The organism is Mesorhizobium sp. U510 (assembly GCF_059180695.1).
This window is the reverse complement of the sequence record NZ_CP180532.1, coordinates 1,467,969-1,487,792: the sequence shown is the minus strand read 5'-3', so window position 1 is coordinate 1,487,792 and position 19,824 is coordinate 1,467,969. Positions and strand designations below refer to the sequence as shown.

The window sequence follows — 19,824 nt, the reverse complement described above, 5'->3', positions numbered from 1 at the left end:
CCAGCCAGCACGCTTGCCTGCTGCGAGCCAACTTGGCAACGTACTAGACACATGTGTACAATGCCGGTAGGCTGCGCCGCCATAACCGGTGGAGTGCGGCAAGATGAAATCCCAATACAGGGCGATCGTAGTCGGCGGCGGCGTGGTTGGGGCTTCGGTGCTCTACCATCTGGCGAAGTTCGGCTGGAGCGATGTCGCGCTAATCGAACGCGAGGTGCTGACCGCCGGGTCCAGCTGGCACGCGGCCGGCGGCTTCCACGCGCTGAACGCCGACCCCAACATCGCCGCGCTGCAGGCCTATACGATCGACCTGTTGTCGGAGGTCGAGACGGAATCGGGCCAGAACATCGGCATGCACATGACCGGCGGCATCTCGGTCGCGTCGGCGCCGGAACGTTGGGAATGGCTGAAGGCCTCCTACCGCATCTTCCAGACCATGGGCATTGACGATGTCCATCTGGTCGGCGTCGACGAGATCAGGCAGCGCTGCCCGATCCTCAACACCGACGGCATGCTGGGCGGCCTTTACGCGGCGCGCGAGGGCCATATCGACCCCTCGGGCGTCGTCCATGCCTATGCCAAGGCGGCAAGGAAGCGCGGCGCCGAGATCATCGAGCACAACCGCGTGCTGGCGCTGAACCGCCGCGCCGACGGCAGCTGGGATGTGGTCACCGAGAAAGGCACTGTCATTGCCGAGCACGTCGTCAATGCCGGCGGATTGTGGGCCAAGCAGGTCGGTCGGATGGCCGGCATCGACCTGCCGGTGTCGCCGATGGAGCATCACTACTTCGTCACCGAGGCGCTGCCTGAGATCCAGGCGCTCGACCGGGAATTGCCGCTGATCGTCGACCTCGAAGGCTTCACCTATATGCGCCAGGAGCAGAAGGGCCTGCTGCTCGGCATCTACGAAATCAAGCACAAGCACTGGAACATGGACGGCGCGCCGTGGGACTACGGCATCGAGCTGATCCAGGAGGACACCGATCGCATCGCCAACGAGCTGGCGCTCGGCTTCAGCCGCTACCCCTGCCTTGAGACCGCCGGCATCAAGCGCTGGGTGAACGGCGCCTTCACCTTCTCGCCGGACGGCAATCCGTTGGTCGGCCCGGTGCGCGGCGTCCCCAACTACTGGGTGGCCTGCGGCGTCATGGCCGGGTTCCTGCAAGGCGGCGGCGTCGGCAAGTCGCTCGCCGAATGGATGATCCATGGCGAGCCGGAAGCCGACGTCTACGGCATGGACATCGCCCGCTACGGCGATTTCGCCTCCAACCGCTCATACATCAAGCAGACGACCGGGCAGTTCTATTCACGCCGCTTCGTCATGAGCTATCCCAACGAGCAATTGCCGGCGGGACGGCCGTTGAAGACGGCGGGTGCGCATGACGCCATGGACGCCGCGGGTGCGCGCTGGGGCAATTCCTGGGGCATGGAAGTGCCGCTGTATTTTGCCCCGCAAGGCTTCGTCGAGGCACCGACGCTGAGGCGCTCCAACGCTTTCGACATCGTCGGCCAGGAATGCCGCAAGGTGCGCGAAGGCGTCGGCCTGCTCGATATCACCGCCTTCTCGCGCTACGAAGTCTCCGGACCGCAAGCGGAGGTGTGGCTCGACCGGCTGCTTGCCTGCGCGCTGCCCAAGCCCGGCCGCGCGAAGCTCGCGCCGATGCTGGGCGAAAACGGCAAGCTCAAGGGCGATCTCACGGCCTTCAACTGGGGCGACGGCTCCTGGTGGATCATGGGGTCCTATTATCTTCGCCAATGGCACATGCGCTGGTTCGAACAGCATCTCGCTGACGGCGTCACCGTGCGCGACATTTCGGACGCGGTCGTCGGCTTCTCATTGGCCGGCCCCAATGCGCGGCGTCTGCTCGAGCGGCTGACGCACCAGGATGTCTCGCATGAAGCCTTCGGCTTCCTCGCCTGCAAGACGCTCGATGTTGGCCTGGTGCGGGCCAAGGTCGGGCGGCTCTCGGTCATCGGCGAGCTCGGCTACGAGATCCATTGCCAGGCCAACGAGCACGCCGGGCTGCGCCGCGCGCTGCTGGCGGCAGGCAGCGACCTTGGCGTCACGGAATACGGCTTCGGCGCCGTCAACTCGCTGCGGCTCGAAAAGAGTTTTGGCATCTGGTCGCGCGAGTTCACCCAGGATTATACGCCTGATGAAACCGGCATGGACCGCTGGATCGCCTTCGACAAGGGTGACTTCATCGGCCGTGAAGCAGCGCTGAAAGAGCGGAAGACCGGATCCAGGCGCACGCTGGTGACGCTCGAAATCGACGCTGCGGATGCCGACGCCAGCGGCTACGAACCGGTCTGGAGCAGAGGCAAGCTTGCCGGTTTCGTTACATCGGGCGGCTATGGCCATACGGTCGGCAAGAGCCTTGCCATGGCGCTTGTCGATCACGATGCGGCCGGTATCGATACGGAGTTGACAACCCATATCGTCGGCGTCGAAACAGGTGCGCGCGTCATCGCTTCGTCGCCCTACGATCCACAGGGCAAAGCGATGCGGGCATGACCGGACGAACCGCTGCCATCCCTGCGGAAGACATGCCATGACCAGACGCTATTCCGCTTTGTCGCTGTTCAAGGAGGGCCTTGCCGGCCAGACCGGCTGGAAGCAGGCCTGGCGCTCGCCCGAGCCGAAGCCGACCTATGACGCGATCATCATCGGCGGCGGCGGCCACGGGCTGGCGACAGCCTACTACCTGGCCAAGAATCACGGCATCACCCAGGTCGCAGTGCTGGAAAAGGGCTGGATCGGCGGCGGCAATACCGGCCGCAACACCACCGTGGTGCGCTCCAACTACTATTATCCCGAAAGCGTCGAACTCTACGGGCTGGCGCACCGGCTCTATGAAGGCCTGTCGAAGGATTTGAACTACAACGTCATGCTGTCGCAGCGCGGCATGGTCAATCTCTGCCACTCGACGGCCGAGATGGAGATCGGCGCACGCACCGTCAACGCCATGCAGCTCAACGGCATCGATGCGGAGCTGTTTTCATCAGAAGATGTGCGGCGCGTGGCGCCGATCTACAATTTCTCCCCGGATGCGCGTTTCCCCGTGTTCGGCGGTATCTGGCAAGGCAGGGCCGGCACCGCGCGCCACGACGCGGTCGCCTGGGGCTATGCGCGGGCGGCGAGCCGGCTCGGCGTCGACATCATCCAGAATTGCGAGATCACCGATTTCATCGTCGAAGGCGGCCGATGCCGCGGCGTCCAGACGACGCGCGGCGCGATCCGCGCCGAGCGCATCGGCATGGCGGTGGCCGGCCATTCCTCGGTGCTGGCGACCAAGGCCGGCTTCAGGCTGCCGATCAATTCCTATGCGCTGCAGGCCTGCGTCTCCGAGCCGGTGAAGCCGATCCTCGACACGGTGGTGCTGTCGCCCGGCTGCGGCGTCTATGTCAGCCAGTCGGACAAGGGCGAGATCGTCATCGGCGGCGGGCTCGACCGCGTCCCCTCCTATGCGCAGCGCGGCAATCTGCCGACGCTGGAAACCGTCATCGCCGGCCTGCTGGAGATGTTCCCGATCTTCGGCCAGTTGAAGCTGATGCGGCAGTGGGCCGGCATCGTCGACGTGGTGCCGGACTCCTCGCCGATCATCGGTGAATCACCATTACCCAACCTGTTCCTCAATTGCGGCTGGGGAACGGGTGGCTTCAAGGCCATTCCCGCCGGCGGGACGCTGCTGGCGAACCTGCTGGCGATCGGCAAGCACAACGACATCAGCCGTCCCTTTGATCTCGATCGCTTCGCCAGCGGACGGCTGATCGACGAAGCGGCCGGCTCCGGCATCGCGCATTAGAGGTTTCTTGATGCAGCTCTTTCCTTGCCCGTTCTGCGGCCCGCGCGACGAGACCGAATTCCACTATGGCGGCGATGCCGGCAACGCCAGGCCGGATGGCGCCGAGGTGCCCATCGAGCGCTGGGCCGGATATCTCTATCTGCGCAGCAACCCGAAGGGCACGGCGCGCGAAATCTGGGTTCACATGAGCTGCGGCGAGTTCTTCGTCATGGAGCGTGACACCGTCACGCACAAGGTGCTGTCGTCGACCGCGCTTGGCGGGGAGCACGCGGCGTGAGCGCCTCGCGTCTCGCCACCGGCGGCAGCGCCATCGACCGCTCGCGGCCGATCCGCTTCAGCTTCGACGGCGCAAGCGTGGACGGTTTTGCCGGCGACACCATCGCTTCGGCACTGCTCGCCAATGATATCGCGGTCGTCGGCCGTAGCTTCAAATACCACCGGCCGCGCGGCATCTGGGGCGCCGGCGTCGAGGAGCCGAACGCGCTGGTCGATATTGGCGGCCCACAGGCGTCGCCGAACACGCGGGCCACGACCGAGCCGGCACGCGACGGGCTGGTGGCGAAAAGCGTCAACGCGACGCCCAATGCGCTGGCCGACCGCAACGCCTTCCTCGATCGCTTCTCGCGCTTCATTCCGGCGGCGTTCTACTACAAGACCTTCATGTGGCCGGACTGGCACATGTTCGAGCCGCGCATCCGCGCCATGGCCGGACTGGGCAAGGTCGACACCGACTGGACCTCGCCGGGCACGGCGGATCAGGTCAACCATCATTGCGACGTGCTGGTGGTCGGCGCTGGACCGGCCGGACTGGCGACAGCCAGGATGGCCGCCGGCGCGGGCCTCTCCGCCACGCTGGTCGACGACCAGCGCAAACCGGGCGGATCGCTCGGCCATCGCGCCGGCGAGATCGACGGCAAGCCCGTGGCCATGTGGATCGAGGAGACGGTTGCGGAACTTACCGCCGGCGGTCACCTGATCCTGCCATCGACCACCGCCTTCGGCATCTACGACCACGATCTGGTCGGGCTGAACCAGCGTCATTTCGATGGCCGGCGCGACACGCTGTGGCGGGTCCGGCCGCGTCATATCGTGCTGGCGACCGGCGCCATCGAGCGGCCACTGCCCTTCGCCAACAACGACCTGCCGGGCGTCCTGTCGGCGGATGCGGCGCTCGCCTATCTCAGACGCCATGCGGTTCTCGTCGGCCGGCGCGTTGTCGTCGCCACCAACAATGACAGTGCTTATGAGGTCGCGGCAGCGTTGGCCGAGGCTGGCGCCGACGTCACGCTTGTCGACATCAGACGTGACGGCTTCCCCGAAACCCCGGCCAAGGCGCGGCTGGTCAAAGGGCGGGCGCTTGCCGCCGCCAAGGGCAGGCTGCGCGTCGAGGGCGTGACGCTGGATGACGGCACCAGGCTCGACGCCGACTGCGTGCTGGTCTCGGGCGGCTGGACGCCGACAATCCATCTGTTCGGCCAGGCCAAAGGCAAGCTCGCCTGGAGCGACGCCCGCGCCGCGTTCCTGCCGGGTGATCCCGTCGATGGCATTTCAGTCGCCGGTGCGGCAGCAGGTTCGGTCTCGTTGTCGGCGGTGTTCGCCAGTTCGGAGAAGACCGTTGCCTCGCTCAGCAAAACGAAAGCAGCAGTGCCAGGCAGCACGGGGCCGGAAGCGACTGGCGGCATAGCGGCGGCCTGGCCGGTGCCCGGCTCGAAAGGACGCATCTGGATCGACTACCAGAACGACGTGACGGTGAAGGACGTCGAGCTGGCGGCGCGCGAGAACTTCGTCTCGGTCGAGCACCTGAAGCGCTATACCACGCTCGGCATGGCAACCGACCAGGGCAAGACCTCCAACCTGCCCGGGCTGGCGCTGATGGCCGGGATTACCGGACGCACCGTGCCGGAAGTCGGAACCACAACCTACCGTCCGCCCTTCACGCCGGTGCCGCTGGCAAGCTTTGCCGGCGCGCGCGCCGGTGAATTGATGGCGCCGGTGCGTCGGCTGCCGCTGGAGAGCGTGCATCGCGCCAGCGGCGCGGTCTTCCAGGAATATGGCGGCTGGCTGCGTCCGGCCCACTATGGCGGCCGCGACGCCGATGCGGATCGCGCCATCCAGGACGAAGCGTTGCGCGCCCGCCGGTCGGTCGCGCTGTTCGACGGTTCGACGCTGGGCAAGATCGAGGTGATCGGTCCGAAGGCCGCCGAATTCGTCGATTTCCTCTACTACAACACCATGTCGACGCTGAAGCCTGGCCGCTGCCGCTATGGCTTCATGCTGTCGGAGACTGGCGTGGTCTTCGACGACGGCGTGCTGGTGCGGCTGGACGAGCATCGCTTCGTCGTGTCGTGCTCGTCCTCGCATGTCGCGGCGGTGCATGCCCGGCTGGAGGAATGGCGCCAGGACCGTTTTGGCCGCGAGGCCGTCTACATCCACAACGCCACATCGGACATGGCGACGCTGACCGTCTCCGGACCGAGCGCCCGCAAGCTGCTCGAAACGGTCGATCTCGGCCTCTCCCTCGATGATGCCGATCTGCCGCATATGGCGATCGGTCAGGGCAGCTATGGCGGCGACGCGGTGCGCATCGCGCGGGTCAGCTTCACCGGCGACAGGAGCTATGAAATTTCGATCCGCGCCGATCGCGCCGAGCCGCTCTGGGCGCATCTGCGCCAAGCAGGGCAGGCACTCGATGCCGTCGTCATCGGTCTCGAAGCGCTGATGATCCTGCGCGCTGAGAAAGGCTTCATCGTCATCGGCAAGGACACGGACGGCACCACGCTGCCACATGATCTCGGCAGCGAAGGACCTCGCGCCAAACGCCAGACCGAATATGTCGGCCGCCGCTCGCTGTTCATCGACGACGCCTCGCGGGGCGATCGCCTGCAGCTTGTCGGGCTGACGGTACCGTTCGGTGAAGCGCCGCTGCCAACCGGCTCGCATGGTATCAAGCGGGAGAGCGGCAGGCTGCGCAGCCAGGGCTTCGTCACCTCGAGTTACCAGAGCCCGACACTTGGCCGGCCCATCGCGCTCGGGCTGATCGAGCGCGGCGCGGCGCGCCATGGCGAGACGATCGAAATCCAGTATCTCGGCAAGGTCAGGACGGCGACGATTGCCGCGCCTTGCGCCTTCGACCCGGCAGGAGACCGGCTCCATGCGTGATCTCGCGGAAAAATGGTCCGTCCCACCGGACTGGCGGAACGCCACGATCGAAGTGCCGGGGGTCAAAATAGGCGCCGTTACCGGGCTGCACCAACGCCTGGTCAGCGGCGACCTCGCGGCATGGGCCGAGGCTTCCGGCTTCGATTGGCCGGCCGTCAGGGCATTCGGCCTGGCGGAAGGCATACGCTATTCGGTGCGCTTGGCGCGGGACCGCCTGCTTGCCGTGTCCACCACACCCATCGGCATTGCCACCGGGTGGTTCTCCGAGGGGTTCGCTGTGACGGAGATCAGCGCCGGATTGCAGGTGTTCGAGGTCGAAGGCCCGGCGCTTGATGCCTTCATCGCACGCGGGACGACGCTTGACCCCGCTGGGCAGCCAAGCGCCAGTGCAACGCTTTCCTTCGCCGGCATCAGCGCCATCGTGTACCGCCATCAGCGCGGCCTGCGCATCCATATCGATCGTGGCCTCGCCGCCTATCTCTGGACATGGATGGAAACAGCCGCCGCCAAAATCGCCGCCGGATCCCAGAACTAGCCGGCCACGACAATGCCGTACATCCCTGGCTGACTGCCACCCCAGGTCGGAGAGGTGCGCAGAGAGCCGTTCTGCCGGAGAAGGCAGTCCCCGGAATGGACGGCACGAGGAACGGCGGCCGCGCGGATTGTAAATTTGCGCAAATTGCGGCGTGCGGGATGCACGACGACAAGCGATGCAGCGTCCCGCCACCTCGGCACAGGGAACGACTATTTCCGCCTTCTAGAGGGTGAACGACCAGAACAAGCAGGCGAGCGTCGCGGCGGCGAAGACCACGAAGAACAGGCTGCGCAACAGCACGTTGCGGCGCAGTTCGTTCATGACGAAGTGGCAACCGACGACAGCCACGGCAAACAGGAACCGCCAGTTCAGCAATGCGAGCATTGCGCTGCCCTGACCGAAAGCCCATCGGGCGAGAAGGCCGCCGACGATTGTGGCGAACAGCACGATCACCGCCCAGAAGATCGCGTCGGCGCAATGGGTGAGGACGATGCTGGCCGCCCTGATCGGCAGGATCATCATCAACAGCGCGCTGAAGAAAAAGACGGCGGCGAGCGGAATGAAGGTTCCGGCATCAGCGATGCCGTCGAGGCGTCTGACGCCGATTGCGCCATAGGGATAGCCATGCCTGGCCACCGCAAGGCTCAGCGCCATGAGCAAGGCGGTCAGCACGGCGACGAGTGCGAAGGTCGTAAGGGCTTTGCTCATGGTGTTCCTGTCCCGGACGAATCAGACAGGAACTTTGTAGCGGGCGGTCGTAAATTGCACGTAAGTGAGGAAGCCGCTCGTGCGGATTTCAATCGGTGAAAGCCACTGTCGGCTGCTATTCGGCGGCGATCCTGCCTGCCGAGCGGTTGGCGAGTACGAAGCCGACCTCGTCCACCGCTTGCGCCGCGCGCTTCAGGATCGCCTCGGAGCGCAGCACTCCGTCGGTGAAATCCTTGTCGGTGGCATAGACGGCAGTCGGCAAGGCAAAGGCCTCGAAGAAGCCGAACAGCGGCCGCAGTTGATGCTCGACGATCAACGCATGGCGCTCGCCGCCGCCGGTCGCGGTCAGCACGATGGGCTTGCCCCGCAACGCGGCCGGATCGATCAGGTCGAAGAAGTGCTTGAACAAGCCGGTATAGCTGCCCTTGTAGGTCGGCGAACCGACCACCAGCACATCGGCCGCGAGGATCTGCGCCAGGATCGGCTGCGCCTGGCTGTCGAGGTCGCGCGCCCACCGTGCCGTGCCGAGCGAAGGGCCGACATCCTCGATGTCGTAGGTGACAGCCGACAGGCCATGGCGCGCGGCGATGTCCCTGGTGACCAGTTCGACGAAGGCGCGCGTCTTTGACGGCCGGGTGATGTTGCCGGAAAAACCGACGACTGTGGGGTTTGACATGGCAGTGGGCCTCTTGGATGTCGAAGTTTGAAGTGGCGGGCCACCCGGCCCGCCGAGGGGAAATCAGCTCCAGGCGTGCAGCGGCGGATTTTCGCCGTTTAGGAAATATTTGCCGAGGATCGAGTACTTCCAGCGTACCGGATCGTGCAGCGTGTGGGTGCGGGCATTGCGCCAATGCCTGTCGAGATTGTGCTCGGCCAGCGTCGAACGCGTGCCGGCCAGTTCGAACAGCTTGTTGGTGGCGGCGATGGCGATTTCGGTCGACAGTATCTTCGCCTCGGCAGTGACGATCTGCGCATGCGCCACCGTATCAGCGGTCGGCTCGGCCACCGCGCGGTCGATCGCCAGGCCGGCCTTTTCGAGCAGCGCCTGCGCGGCGTGCAGGCGCAGCGTCAGGTCGCCGACCGCCTGGATGGTGTAGGGATCGTCCCAGGCATTGTCGACGCCGCTGTCGATCCAGGCGCGGCTCTTCGTCCTGACGAAGTGAACCGTCTCGTCGATCGCCGCCTGGGCAATGCCGGTGTCGACCGCCACCTGGATGATCTGGAAGATGGCGCCGTCGGCGGTCGGTTTGTCGTAGCCCTTGTAGCCGGGCACCAGAAAAGTCTTCGGCACCTTGACATTGTCGATGATGACGGTGCCCGACAAGGTCGTGCGCTGGCCGAAGCTCGACCAGTCGTCGATGACCGTCAGGCCCGGCGCTCCGCGGTCGGCAATGGCATACCAGGCGCGGCCCTCGTCATCGAGCGCCACGATCGGCACCAGATGGGCAAGCAAAGCGCCGGAGGAATAGAATTTGCGGCCGTTGACGACGACATGGTCGCCGGCATCGGTGAAACGGGTCTCGAAATCGGCGGCGCGCTTGGAGCCGAACTCGGAAAAGGCGTTGCCGAACCGCGTGCCTTTCAGCGCCTCGGCAAACAGCAGCTTCTGCTGGTCCGCGTCGGAAACGGTGCGGATGGCGGCGACGACGCCGAGATGGTTCTGCGCGATCTGGCCGATCGAGGAATCCGCAGCCGAGATGATCTCGATCACCTTGGCCAACGTCGTGTAGGACACCTCCGGCCCGCCGAACGCCTTGGGTACGTTGATCGACCACAGGCCGCTCTGCGAGAAGGCGTCGAGTTCGGCGACCGGCCAGATCCGCTCGCGGTCGCGCTTCGAGGAGCCCTTGACGAATTCGGCGGCAAGCGCGTGGGCCACCGCAATCGCTTCGGCGTCATCCCGGATGATGTGGGCCGGCGCCGACGGCCTTGCAACGGGCGGCACGGCGGCGGAGGCGTGATCTGTTTTGACGGTCGAGACGGTCATTTCACTGCTCCTTGAGATTTTGTTCAAGCGACGGCATGGAGATGGGCTGGTTTGGCAGCCGGCGGGGGCTGTTGGCCGGTGGTCGATTGACCGAGATAGAAGGCGCGCACGTCCTCGCGCTGGCGAAGATTGGCAGCCGCGCCGGTGAGAACGGAGACGCCGTTTTCGAGCACCGTGGCGTGGTCGGCATAGCGCAGCGCGACAGCGGAATTCTGCTCGGCGACCAGGATCGACAGGCCGGTTTCGCGGTTGAGTTTTCTGAGTGTCTGGAAGATGTCCTGGACGATGAGCGGGGCCAGCCCCATCGACGGCTCGTCGAGAACCAGCAGACGCGGCCGCGACATCAGCGCCCGGCCGATCGCCGCCATCTGCTGCTCGCCGCCGGAGGTCAGGCCGGACAGGGTCCGACGCTTCTCCTTGAGACGGGGAAAATAGCCGTAGATCCGCTCGAGATCCGCGTTGATCTCGGCACGGCGGCCGCTGCGGCCGATGCCGCCGGCGACCAGGTTTTCCTCGACGGTGAGGCTCTTGAAGCAGTGGCGGCCTTCCAGCACCGACACCAGCCCGGCGCGCACCAGATCGCCGGGCTTGCGGCGAGAGACATCGGCGCCGTCATAGCGGATGCTACCGGCATTGACCTGGCCGCGTTCCGCCGGCAGCAGGTTGGAGACGGTCTTCAGCGTCGTGGTCTTGCCGGCGCCGTTGGCGCCGAGCAGCGCCAGGATTTCGCCGCGCCGGATCTCGAAGCTGACGCCGTGCAGCGCCGTGATGGCCTGGTTATAGGTGGCATGGATCGTGTCCACCGCAAGGATGACGTCATTGTCCGGCATGGGCTCTTCTTCCGCGGTTCGAGAACCGTAAGGAGCGGTGCGCCACGGAAAGCTGTCCGTGGCGCCCGGCATTGGCTGATCAGTTGGTGGTCACGGCGTTGGCATCATCGGCGGTGCGCAGCTTGATGCCCTTCTCGGCGGCATAGGCTTCGGCGGATTTCTCGATGATTGGCCGCAGCAGCGCCCAGTCCGGCGCGATCCAGTCGGAGACGACGTTCCACTTCTTGCCGTCCCACTGCTGGAAGGTCACGTAGCCTTCGCCCTCGTGATTGTCCCAGCTGACATTGATGGAGTGGAACAGGTCCTTGGCGCCGAGCGCCTCGACCTTGGCCGGATCGAGCTTGAGATGTTCGAAGCCCCAGCGGACTTCATCGCCGGTCAGCGTGCGGTGGCCGAATTTCTCTTGCGCGACACGGATCGCCTCGACATTGAGGATGCCGTTGACGATGCCGAGATTGTGGTAGACCGAGCCGATGCGCGACTTGTCTTCAAGGTTGCCCTTGCTGGCGCCGTAGACAGTCTTCACGATCTCCTGCACCACCGGATAGGTGTTGCCGGAGGCCTGGGTGGTGATGGCGGTGTAGCCCTTGGCGGCGTCGCCGGCCGGGATGACGTCCTCTTCCGAATTCGACCAGACATTGCCGACAATATGGTCGACGGGGAAGCCGACCTTGACCGCCGTCTTCAGCGCCACCGGGTTCATCACGCCCCAGCCGCGCAGGACGACGAAGTCCGGCTTGGCGCGGCGGATGGTCAGCCATTGCGACTGCTGCTCATTGCCGGGATGCGGCACCTCGATCTGCTGCACGGTGAAGCCGTATTTCTGCGCCAGCAATTCATAGATCGGGATGGTCTCCTTGCCGTAGGGCGAGCCGTGATAGAGCACGACGATCTTCTTGCCCTTGAGCTTGTCGATGCCGCCTTCCTTGGCGGCGATGTAGTTCACGATGCCTGATGTCTCGCTGTAGGGATTGAGCAGCAGCGGGAAGACGTAAGGGAAAACGCGGCCGTCGGTGGAGTCGGTGCGGCCATGGTTGACGGTGATCAACGGCACCTTGTCGGCGGTGATACGGTCGATCATGGCATAGGCGATGCCGACCGAAAGCGGATTCCATGCGGCCGCACCCGCATGGCTCTTCTGCCGCTCATAGCATTCGACGCCACGCTCGACCTCGTACTGGGTCTCGCATTCGTCCCAGGTCAGCTTGACGCCGTTGACGCCGCCGTCGCGGATGTTGATGAGATTGAGATAGTCGATGAAGCCGCCGAAAAAGCCGGTGCCGCCGGCCGCGTAGGGACCGACGCGATAGCTCTGCAGCGGAAAGTATTGTTCGTCGGCGTGGGCGGCCGGCAAGGCCACCGACACGATCATCGCCGCGGACAGCGCCGCCGCCTTGATTGTGCTGAGGAAGGTCATGGTCGAGATACTCCCGGTATGGGCCGTCTTGGTTCGGCCTCTGGTTCATTTTCCGATTCAGTTCGATGCGGTTGCCCCGCAGGGCTCATGTCGACTGCCAGGCGAACAGGAGCCGTCTTCGGATCCTGTCCCACAGGGCCACCAGCCCGTCGGGTTCCAGGATCAGAAACAGGATGATGAGGGCGCCGAGCACGATGCGCTGGCTCATGTCGAGGACGCCCGAGTCGAAGACATCGCCGAGCAGGAAGCCGCCGAGGCGCGACAGGCCAAGCGGGAAGACGACGATCAGGGCGGCGCCGAAGAAAGCGCCACGGATCGAAGCGAGGCCGCCGATGATGATGATGAACAGGATCTGGAACGAGCGGTCGAGATCGAAGCCGTCCGGCTCGACGGTCCTGAGATAGGCGAAGGCCCAGATGACGCCGGCAACGCCGATAATGAAGGAGGAGATGGCGAAGGCCAGCAGCTTGGTCTTCAGCACCGGAATGCCGATGATGCGGGCGGCGGTCTCGTTGTCGCGGATGGCAATGAAGTTGCGACCGGTCTGCGACGACACGAGCCGATAGGCGAGGAAGGTGAGGATGCTGACGATGGTCAGCGCAAAGAGATAGCGGCCGACGGCGCCATCCAGCGCAAGACCGCCGATAGACAGCCTCGGCGCGTCGATGACACCGGACGCCGAGTTGTTGGAGAACCAGCTGAACTTGGTCAGCGCCCATTGCACGAAGAACTGAGCGGCGAGCGTCGAGACGGCGAGATAGAACCCTTTCAGCCGTAGGCTCGGCAGGCCGAAGACGATGCCGATCGCGGCGGCGACGATGCCGGCGAGCACGATGCTGCCGATCAGCGGCAGGCCTTCAACACGCAGGTTGAAATTGTAGGCGGCGAAGGCGCCCGCCGCCATGAAGGCGGCGCTGCCCAGCGAGACCTGGCCGGCATAGCCGGTGAGGATGTTCAGCCCGACGCCGGCAAGACCGAGCGCCAGGAACGGCAGCAGGATGGCCTCGAACAGATAGCTCGAACCGATCAACGGCACGACGCCATAGGCAAAGGCAAGCAGCAGCACGGGCGCGATCCATTTCAGCAGCACCGGTGCGGAGGTGAGATCGCTTGTGATCGCGGCCATGCTCAGACCCTTTCCACGAGCTTCTGGCCGAACAGGCCGGAGGGGCGAATGAGCAGGAAGACCAGCGCCACGACATAGGCGAACCAGCTCTCGATGCCGCCGCCGAAATAGTCGCCGATATAGACCTCGGCGAGTTTCTCGCTGGCGCCGATCAAGAGGCCGCCGACGATGGCGCCGAGAATGGAATCGAAGCCGCCAAGCACCAGCACCGGCAGCGCCTTGAGCACCACCAGCGACAGGGAGAATTGCACGCCGAGGCGGGCGCCCCAGAGCAGACCCGCGACCAGCGCGACCAGGCCGGCGGCGGCCCAGACGGTCGCCCAGATCAGCGGCAGCCTGAGGCCGACAGCCAGGGCGGCGAACTGGTCGTCGGCAACGGCGCGGAAGGAGAGCCCGATGCGGGTGTAGCGGAAGAACAGCGACAGCAGCAGAACCATGCCGGCGGCGACCACCGCCGCGAAGATGTCGAACTGGCTGATCAGCACGCCGCCGACTTCCAGCGGCACATCCTCGATGCCGAGGTCGAGGCCGTGGACCTGCGTGCCCCAGATCAGCTGGGCAGCGCCCTCGATGATGTAGGACAGGCCGAGCGTCGCCATGAACAGCGTGATCGGCGGCTTGTTGGTGAGTGGCCTGAGCACCGTGCGCTCGATGGCGATGCCGATCGCCACCATGATGGCGAAGGTGGCCACCAGCGCCAAGGCGAAGGGAACACCGCGCTCGACCAGGCTGACGAAAGTGAGTGCCGCGAACAGGAGCAGAGCGCCTTGCGCGAAATTGAGCACGCCCGATGTCTTGTAGATCAGCACGAAGCCGATCGCGACCAGCGAGTACATGACGCCGGAGAGCAGGCCGCCGACGAGCACTTCGATGAAAAACTGGTAGTCGAAATCGGCGATCATATGCCTGCCCCGTCCTCATTGTCGGAGGCGACGCCGAGATAGGCATCGATGACGCGCTGGTCGTTCCTGACCTCGTCAGGCGTGGCGTCGGCGATCTTGCGGCCGTAGTCGAGAACGGCGATGCGGTCGGACAAGCCCATGACGACGCCGACATCATGCTCGATCAGCACGACAGTGGTGGCGAAGCGGTCGCGCGCGGCGCGCACGAAACTTGCCATCTCGCTTTTCTCGCCGGCGGTCATGCCGGCCATCGGTTCGTCGAGCAGAAGCAGGCGCGGTTCAGCGACCAGCGCGCGGGCCAGTTCGACCCGCTTCTGCAGACCGTAAGGCAGCGTGCCGGCGAGACGATCGCGGACTGCGGTGAGATCGAGGAATTCGAGGATCTGGCCGGCGCGGCTCAAGGAGTCGCGCTGCTCGCCACGCGAGCGGCCGATGCCGAGCACCTGCCCGGCGAAATTGGAGCGGACCTTGTAGGCGAGGCCGGAGGCGACATTGTCGAGGACGCTGAGGCCCTTGAACAGGGCAAGGTTCTGAAACGTCCTGGCGACCCCGAGATGCGCCAGACGCTGCGTCGGCACCTGACCATAGCGGATGCCATCGAGCAGGACATGGCCGCGATCCGGCCGGTAGACGCCGCTGATGACATTGATCAGCGAACTCTTGCCGGCACCGTTCGGGCCGATGATGGCGCGGATCTCTCCGGGGCGCACCGACAGGTCGATATCGGCCAGCGCGACGACGCCGCCGAACGACAGGCCGATGCCCTGCAGTGAAAGCAACGGAGCGGCGGCATCCGCGATCGACCCTGCCGGCACGATGCCAACGGCGGACGGCTGGGGCGTTGACGGCAGGCCGCGCGCAAAGACTTCCGGCGCATAGACCGAGGCGTCCATCATTCCAACGGCATAGTTGGCCAAGGGCATTCCAATCGTCCTCGATTGCTTCGGCAGACGCACGAATCCTCATCGCCACCCGATCGATCGAGCGCGCTTGGGAACCTTCATTGGTGTGCAGGCCGGACTGATCGGCCTGCGTTTTGAAAAGGGCTATTCCGCTGCCAGCGATGCAGCCTGCTCGGCATTTTCCAGCTCGCGAACGAGCGGGATGACATGCTTGCCGAAATACTCGACCTCTTCCTGGAAGTGCAGGAAGCCGAGCAGGATGAGATCGGCGCCGGCGCGCTTGAGATCGACGATGCGCTCGGCGACCTGCCTTGGCGTGCCGATCAGGTTCGAACGGAAGCCGTCATTGTACTGGACCAGATCGTCGAAGGAGGATTTTGCCCAGTTGCCCTCGCCTTCCGGCGAGGCCTTGCCGGCATTCTTGACCTCGTGGCCGAAGGCGTTGACCGCTTCGGGGTTGGCCTTGGCGATGATTTCGGCGAGCACCGCCTTGGCCTCGTCCTCCGTCTCGCGGACGATGGCGAAGGCGTTGACGCCAACCTTGACCGAATGGTTGTTGGCCTTCGCCTTGGCCCTGATGTCATCCACCTGCTTGGAGATTTCGGCCGGCGTGTTGCCGTTGGTGAAGTACCAGTCCGAGACACGCGAGGCCATGTCGCGCGCGGCACGCGACGAGCCACCCTGGAAGATTTCCGGCAAAGGCTGTGGCGGCTTCGGCTTCAGTGAATATTCGTTGAAGCGGTAGAAATCGCCGCGGAAGGTGAAGCTGTCCTGCGTCCATATTCCACGCAAGGCGCGGATGAATTCCTCGGAGCGGCGGTAGCGCTCGTCATGGTCGAGCCAGTGCTCGCCGATGGCGTGGAACTCGCCGCGGAACCAGCCGGAGACGAGGTTGATGGCGACGCGGCCATTGGTCAGGTAGCTGATGGTGGCGAGCTGCTTTGCGGCCAGCGCCGGATTCCACGGCCCGGGCAGGATCGCCGCGATGACCTTCAGCGTCGTGGTGGCCGCCAGCAGATCATGGCTGAAGGCAACCGATTCATGCTGTTCGTCGGCGCCGTAGCCGGCGGTGAAACGGATCTGGCTCAGCGCATAGTCGAAGCCGGCCTTCTCCGCGATCTGCGCCAGCTTGCGGTTATATTCGGCCGAATGGTTGGTGCGCTGCTCGATGTTGGAAATCACCAGGCCGCCCGAAACATTCGGCACCCAGTAGGCGAACTTGACCGCGTCGGTTGCTGCGTGTGCCATGAACTGTCTCCCCTTCAGGCCGTGTCGTTGATCGGTCCGGCGTGGCCGGATCTCACCGATATTTATTATGTCTACTGATTATATATACAAAGTAGGATTTTCCGTTTTTGGCGGCCGCTTGGGACGGAAATACCAATTTTGCCCGGCCAGGCCGGCTTCAGCTTGTCAGCGCACGGTCGCAACGTCGCTGGCATTGGCGCCAACCGCCTCGACGGACGGAAACCCGTCGACCAGCCTTGCGATCTCGGTCGCGACCATCTGGGCATGGCGGGCGACCTCCGGCAGGCCCATGAGTTCGCCGAAGGTGCCCCGCGCCAGCGGACCGGCGACAAAGAGCCCGGCGACCGCCTCGCCATCCCGGCCGATGGCGCGGCTGTCGAGATTTGTCTCAATGCCGAGTCCGTAGGCGTCGACCCTGATCAACCCGGCCTCGGCCAGGGAGCGCAGCGCCGGATTGAGCTGAAGCGCCCGCCCATGGGCAGGCCCCGTCGTGTTGATGACGGCATCGAAGCGTGCGGTCTCGATCCGAGTCTGGCCGCGCCGCTGAAAGCTGACCGCGAGGTTCTCGCCCTCGTCGTTCGACGCGACAAGCCTGGCGGCGATGGTGTCGAACGTGCCGGCGGCCTTGCGGCGGTCGAGCACGGAAGCAATTTGCGGGGCGATCCTGAAGCGATGCACGTCCCAGAACACGCGCAGCCGGCGGACGAGCCTTGCACGTTCTGATGGAGCAAGCGCGGCCCACAGAACCGGCCCCTGCAGGCGCAACTGGTCGAAGACGGACTGCCAGTTGACATTGGCCTCGCGCGCCGCCGCCAGCGTCACGCGGATTTTGCCAAGCAGACCGAGCGCCGATGTGGCCGGCGCCGATGCGAAATCGCCGAAGGGTTCGCCCCTGACATCAGGATGGCCGCGCGAGCGAAGTCCGCGGCGCGACAGCGCCAGGGCGCGGCCGCGATGGCCGCGGCGGTCGAGCTCCGCGATCATGTCGGCCGAGGTCAGCCCGGAGCCGACGATCAACACGGAAGCGTCCGGCTCGATCCTGGCAAGTGCCGACGCTGCGTAGGGATCGGCGACAAAACCCGGCGCTTCGGCCAGGGAAGCAAGCGCTGCCGGGATTGCGGGAGCAGGATGCGTGGCGGCGAGGACGACGATGTCGGCGATGACAGGTCCGGCGGACGTCTGCACAGCCCAGCCCGCGCCATTGGCTTCGCGTGTCACGCCTGTGGCGAGACCGCCGACATGACGGACCGCGCCTGAAGCCAGATAGGGCGCGAGGTGCTCGGCGACATAGCGGCCGAACACACGCCGGCGCGGATAGGCGTCGCCATTCTTCCAGATCGCGTCCGCATCACGCTCGAGTTCGCCGGAGCCGGCCAGCCAGCGGGCAAAATGCTGCGGGTCGTCGGGAGCGATGCTCATTCTGACGGCCGGCACATTGACCCGGTGCGACGGCTCTTCGCTGGAATAGGCCAGGCCGCCGCCGAGCGTGGGGCGTGGCTCGATCACCGAGATCGACAGGCGCTCCGGCCGATGCGCCCGCGCCAGATGCCAGGCCAACGCCGCGCCGGAAAAGCCGCCGCCGATGATGGCGACGCGCAGTCGGCTGACCGGAGGCAGCGCGTTCACGAGGCGCTGGCGAGCGACTTCGGCCGATGGTCGCCGGCGATGGTCTCGCCGAACGGGCCGGTGTTGACGGATGCGCCGGCGGCTTTGACCGGATGATCGGTTGGCAATTTCGGCAGCACCAGTTCGCCAAAACGATAGGCTTCTTCCAGATGCGGGTAGCCGGACAGAATGAAGGTGTCGATGCCGAGGCGCCGGTACTCATCGATGCGCTCGGCGATGGTGTCGGGGTCGCCGACCAGGGCTGTCCCCGCGCCGCCGCGCACCAGGCCGACACCGGCCCACAGATTGGGGGCGATCTCGAGCTTGGCGCGATCGCCGCCATGCAGCGCGCTCATCCGCGCCTGGCCGACCGAATCCATGCGGGCAAAGACCTTCTGGGCCGAAGCAATGGTCGCGTCATCGAGGCGGCTGATCAGCCGGTCGGCGGCGGCCCAGGCCTCCTCGGTGGTTTCGCGTGCGATGACATGCAGGCGAATGCCGAAGGAGAGTTTTCGGCCTGCCTTTTCGGCCAGGTCACGCACGGCGTCCAGCTTGCGCTCGACATCGGCGGGCGGTTCGCCCCAGGTCAGATATTTGTCGATCTCCTGCGCCGCCACTGTCGACCCGGCATCGGACGAGCCGCCAAAATAGAGCGGCGGATAGGGCGTCTGCACGGGCGGGAACAGCAGCCTGCCATCCTCGATGTGGAAATGCTTGCCCTTGTGCTCGACCGTCTCACCGCTCAGCACGCGCTTGTAGATCCGCAGGAATTCCTGCGTCACCTCGTAGCGCTCGGCATGCGACAGGAAAATGCCATCACCCTTGTTCTCAAGCGGATCGCCGCCGGTGACGACATTGATCAGCAGGCGGCCATTGGAGATGCGGTCGAGCGTCGCCGTCATACGCGCGGCGAGCGTCGGCGACTGCAAGCCGGGCCGCACGGCGACCAGGAAACGCAGCCGCTCGGTCAGCGGCACCAGCGCCGAGGCGACCACCCAGGAATCCTCGCACGACCGGCCGGTCGGCAGCAGCGCGCCGTAATAGCCCAGCGTGTCGGCGGCCTTCGCCACTTGCGTCAGGTAGGGCAGATCGACCGATCGGCCGCCCTCAGCGGTGCCGAGATAGCGGCTGTCGCCATGTGTCGGTAGAAACCAGAGGACCTTGATGCGGTCCGGAACGTCGCCGGTCATGGCCTGCCTCCCGCGAGCCGGTGGCGATGGCGGACTCTTCCTGGCGGGGTTGAGAGCGAGCGCAAAGAGGCGGGCATGGCGGAATCCTGTCCGGGAAACAGATCGTCCGCACTTTGCTTATTCTATAAACTCTGTAGAGTTAGTTTATTCCAAATCCGCGGTTAAAATTGGAAATTCCCTTCGATCGATCGAACCCGCGCCTGATCCTCGGCGGGCTCGCTGGCGTCAGGCCCTGGCGGATTGGAGAACCCTGCTTGGCGGCTTTCCGTTGCAGCGCATCGGGCGCCTGGAGGTGGCTCAAGCCGAGAAATGATGACTGGGAAAGTCACATGCATTCCGGACTTCGAAGGCATGCGGGCTAGGAGCAACCGAGAACTGCTGGAAGCCGACGTTCGATCGAGGTGAAGGC

16 protein-coding genes are annotated in these 19,824 nt (G+C 65.2%); 5 read left to right on the top strand and 11 right to left on the bottom strand.

All coding sequences use genetic code 11. The features are described 5' to 3' along the window. Positions 1–103 precede the first annotated feature (103 nt). Genes ACLGL5_RS09235 through ACLGL5_RS09215 form a run of 5 tightly spaced genes read left to right on the top strand, consistent with a single transcriptional unit; the run spans position 104 to position 7,500 of the window. On the top strand, positions 104–2,515 hold the full coding sequence (locus tag ACLGL5_RS09235; protein WP_069090833.1) for a GcvT family protein: 2,412 nt from the start codon (positions 104–106) through the stop codon (positions 2,513–2,515). Positions 2,516–2,552: 37 nt separating this feature from the next. Then, entirely contained in the window at positions 2,553–3,806 is a 1,254-nt protein-coding gene (locus ACLGL5_RS09230) for a sarcosine oxidase subunit beta family protein (protein ID WP_069090832.1), read from the top strand. 10 nt (positions 3,807–3,816) lie between these two features. Then, positions 3,817–4,083, top strand: a complete 267-nt coding sequence (locus tag ACLGL5_RS09225; RefSeq protein WP_069090831.1) for a sarcosine oxidase subunit delta — start codon at positions 3,817–3,819, stop codon at positions 4,081–4,083. Next, a complete protein-coding gene (locus ACLGL5_RS09220) occupies positions 4,080–6,965 on the top strand; it encodes a sarcosine oxidase subunit alpha family protein (RefSeq protein WP_069090830.1) in 2,886 nt (961 codons plus the stop codon). The genes ACLGL5_RS09225 and ACLGL5_RS09220 overlap by 4 nt, the downstream gene beginning before the upstream one ends. After that, positions 6,958–7,500 (top strand): aminomethyltransferase family protein, encoded by a 543-nt coding sequence (locus ACLGL5_RS09215; protein WP_069090829.1) that lies wholly within the window; start codon positions 6,958–6,960, stop codon positions 7,498–7,500. Before ACLGL5_RS09220 ends, ACLGL5_RS09215 begins: the two co-directional genes overlap by 8 nt. A 222-nt stretch (positions 7,501–7,722) precedes the next feature. Here ACLGL5_RS09215 and ACLGL5_RS09210 read toward each other — a convergent pair whose 3' ends face one another. The 11 genes from ACLGL5_RS09210 to ssuD form a co-directional block, all read right to left on the bottom strand. Next, complete coding sequence (locus ACLGL5_RS09210; RefSeq protein ID WP_038651664.1) at positions 7,723–8,208, bottom strand: hypothetical protein; 486 nt, start codon at positions 8,206–8,208, stop codon at positions 7,723–7,725. Between the two features lie 115 nt (positions 8,209–8,323). Continuing rightward, a complete protein-coding gene (gene msuE / locus ACLGL5_RS09205) occupies positions 8,324–8,884 on the bottom strand; it encodes an FMN reductase (RefSeq protein ID WP_010913050.1) in 561 nt (186 codons plus the stop codon). A 63-nt stretch (positions 8,885–8,947) separates the two neighbouring features. Next, entirely contained in the window at positions 8,948–10,195 is a 1,248-nt protein-coding gene (locus ACLGL5_RS09200) for an SfnB family sulfur acquisition oxidoreductase (protein WP_069090828.1), read from the bottom strand. Positions 10,196–10,218: 23 nt separating this feature from the next. Beyond that, a complete protein-coding gene (locus ACLGL5_RS09195) occupies positions 10,219–11,025 on the bottom strand; it encodes an ABC transporter ATP-binding protein (protein ID WP_069090827.1) in 807 nt (268 codons plus the stop codon). Positions 11,026–11,104: 79 nt separating this feature from the next. Continuing rightward, the gene (locus ACLGL5_RS09190; protein WP_064984421.1) at positions 11,105–12,442 is read right to left on the bottom strand and encodes an ABC transporter substrate-binding protein; all 1,338 of its coding nucleotides are present in this window, start codon (positions 12,440–12,442) and stop codon (positions 11,105–11,107) included. Positions 12,443–12,527: 85 nt separating this feature from the next. Further along, entirely contained in the window at positions 12,528–13,568 is a 1,041-nt protein-coding gene (locus ACLGL5_RS09185) for a branched-chain amino acid ABC transporter permease (protein WP_069090826.1), read from the bottom strand. Between the two features lie 2 nt (positions 13,569–13,570). After that, positions 13,571–14,470 (bottom strand): branched-chain amino acid ABC transporter permease, encoded by a 900-nt coding sequence (locus tag ACLGL5_RS09180; protein ID WP_064984417.1) that lies wholly within the window; start codon positions 14,468–14,470, stop codon positions 13,571–13,573. Continuing rightward, complete coding sequence (locus ACLGL5_RS09175) at positions 14,467–15,393, bottom strand: ABC transporter ATP-binding protein (protein WP_069090825.1); 927 nt, start codon at positions 15,391–15,393, stop codon at positions 14,467–14,469. The genes ACLGL5_RS09180 and ACLGL5_RS09175 overlap by 4 nt, the downstream gene beginning before the upstream one ends. Positions 15,394–15,516: 123 nt before the next feature. Beyond that, positions 15,517–16,620, bottom strand: a complete 1,104-nt coding sequence (gene sfnG, locus ACLGL5_RS09170) for a dimethylsulfone monooxygenase SfnG (RefSeq protein WP_019862796.1) — start codon at positions 16,618–16,620, stop codon at positions 15,517–15,519. Between the two features lie 165 nt (positions 16,621–16,785). After that, complete coding sequence (locus ACLGL5_RS09165) at positions 16,786–18,246, bottom strand: FAD/NAD(P)-binding protein (protein WP_069090824.1); 1,461 nt, start codon at positions 18,244–18,246, stop codon at positions 16,786–16,788. Then, positions 18,243–19,415, bottom strand: coding sequence for an FMNH2-dependent alkanesulfonate monooxygenase (gene ssuD, locus ACLGL5_RS09160; protein WP_069090823.1), 1,173 nt, complete (start codon positions 19,413–19,415; stop codon positions 18,243–18,245). Before ssuD ends, ACLGL5_RS09165 begins: the two co-directional genes overlap by 4 nt. Positions 19,416–19,824: the final 409 nt, after the last annotated feature.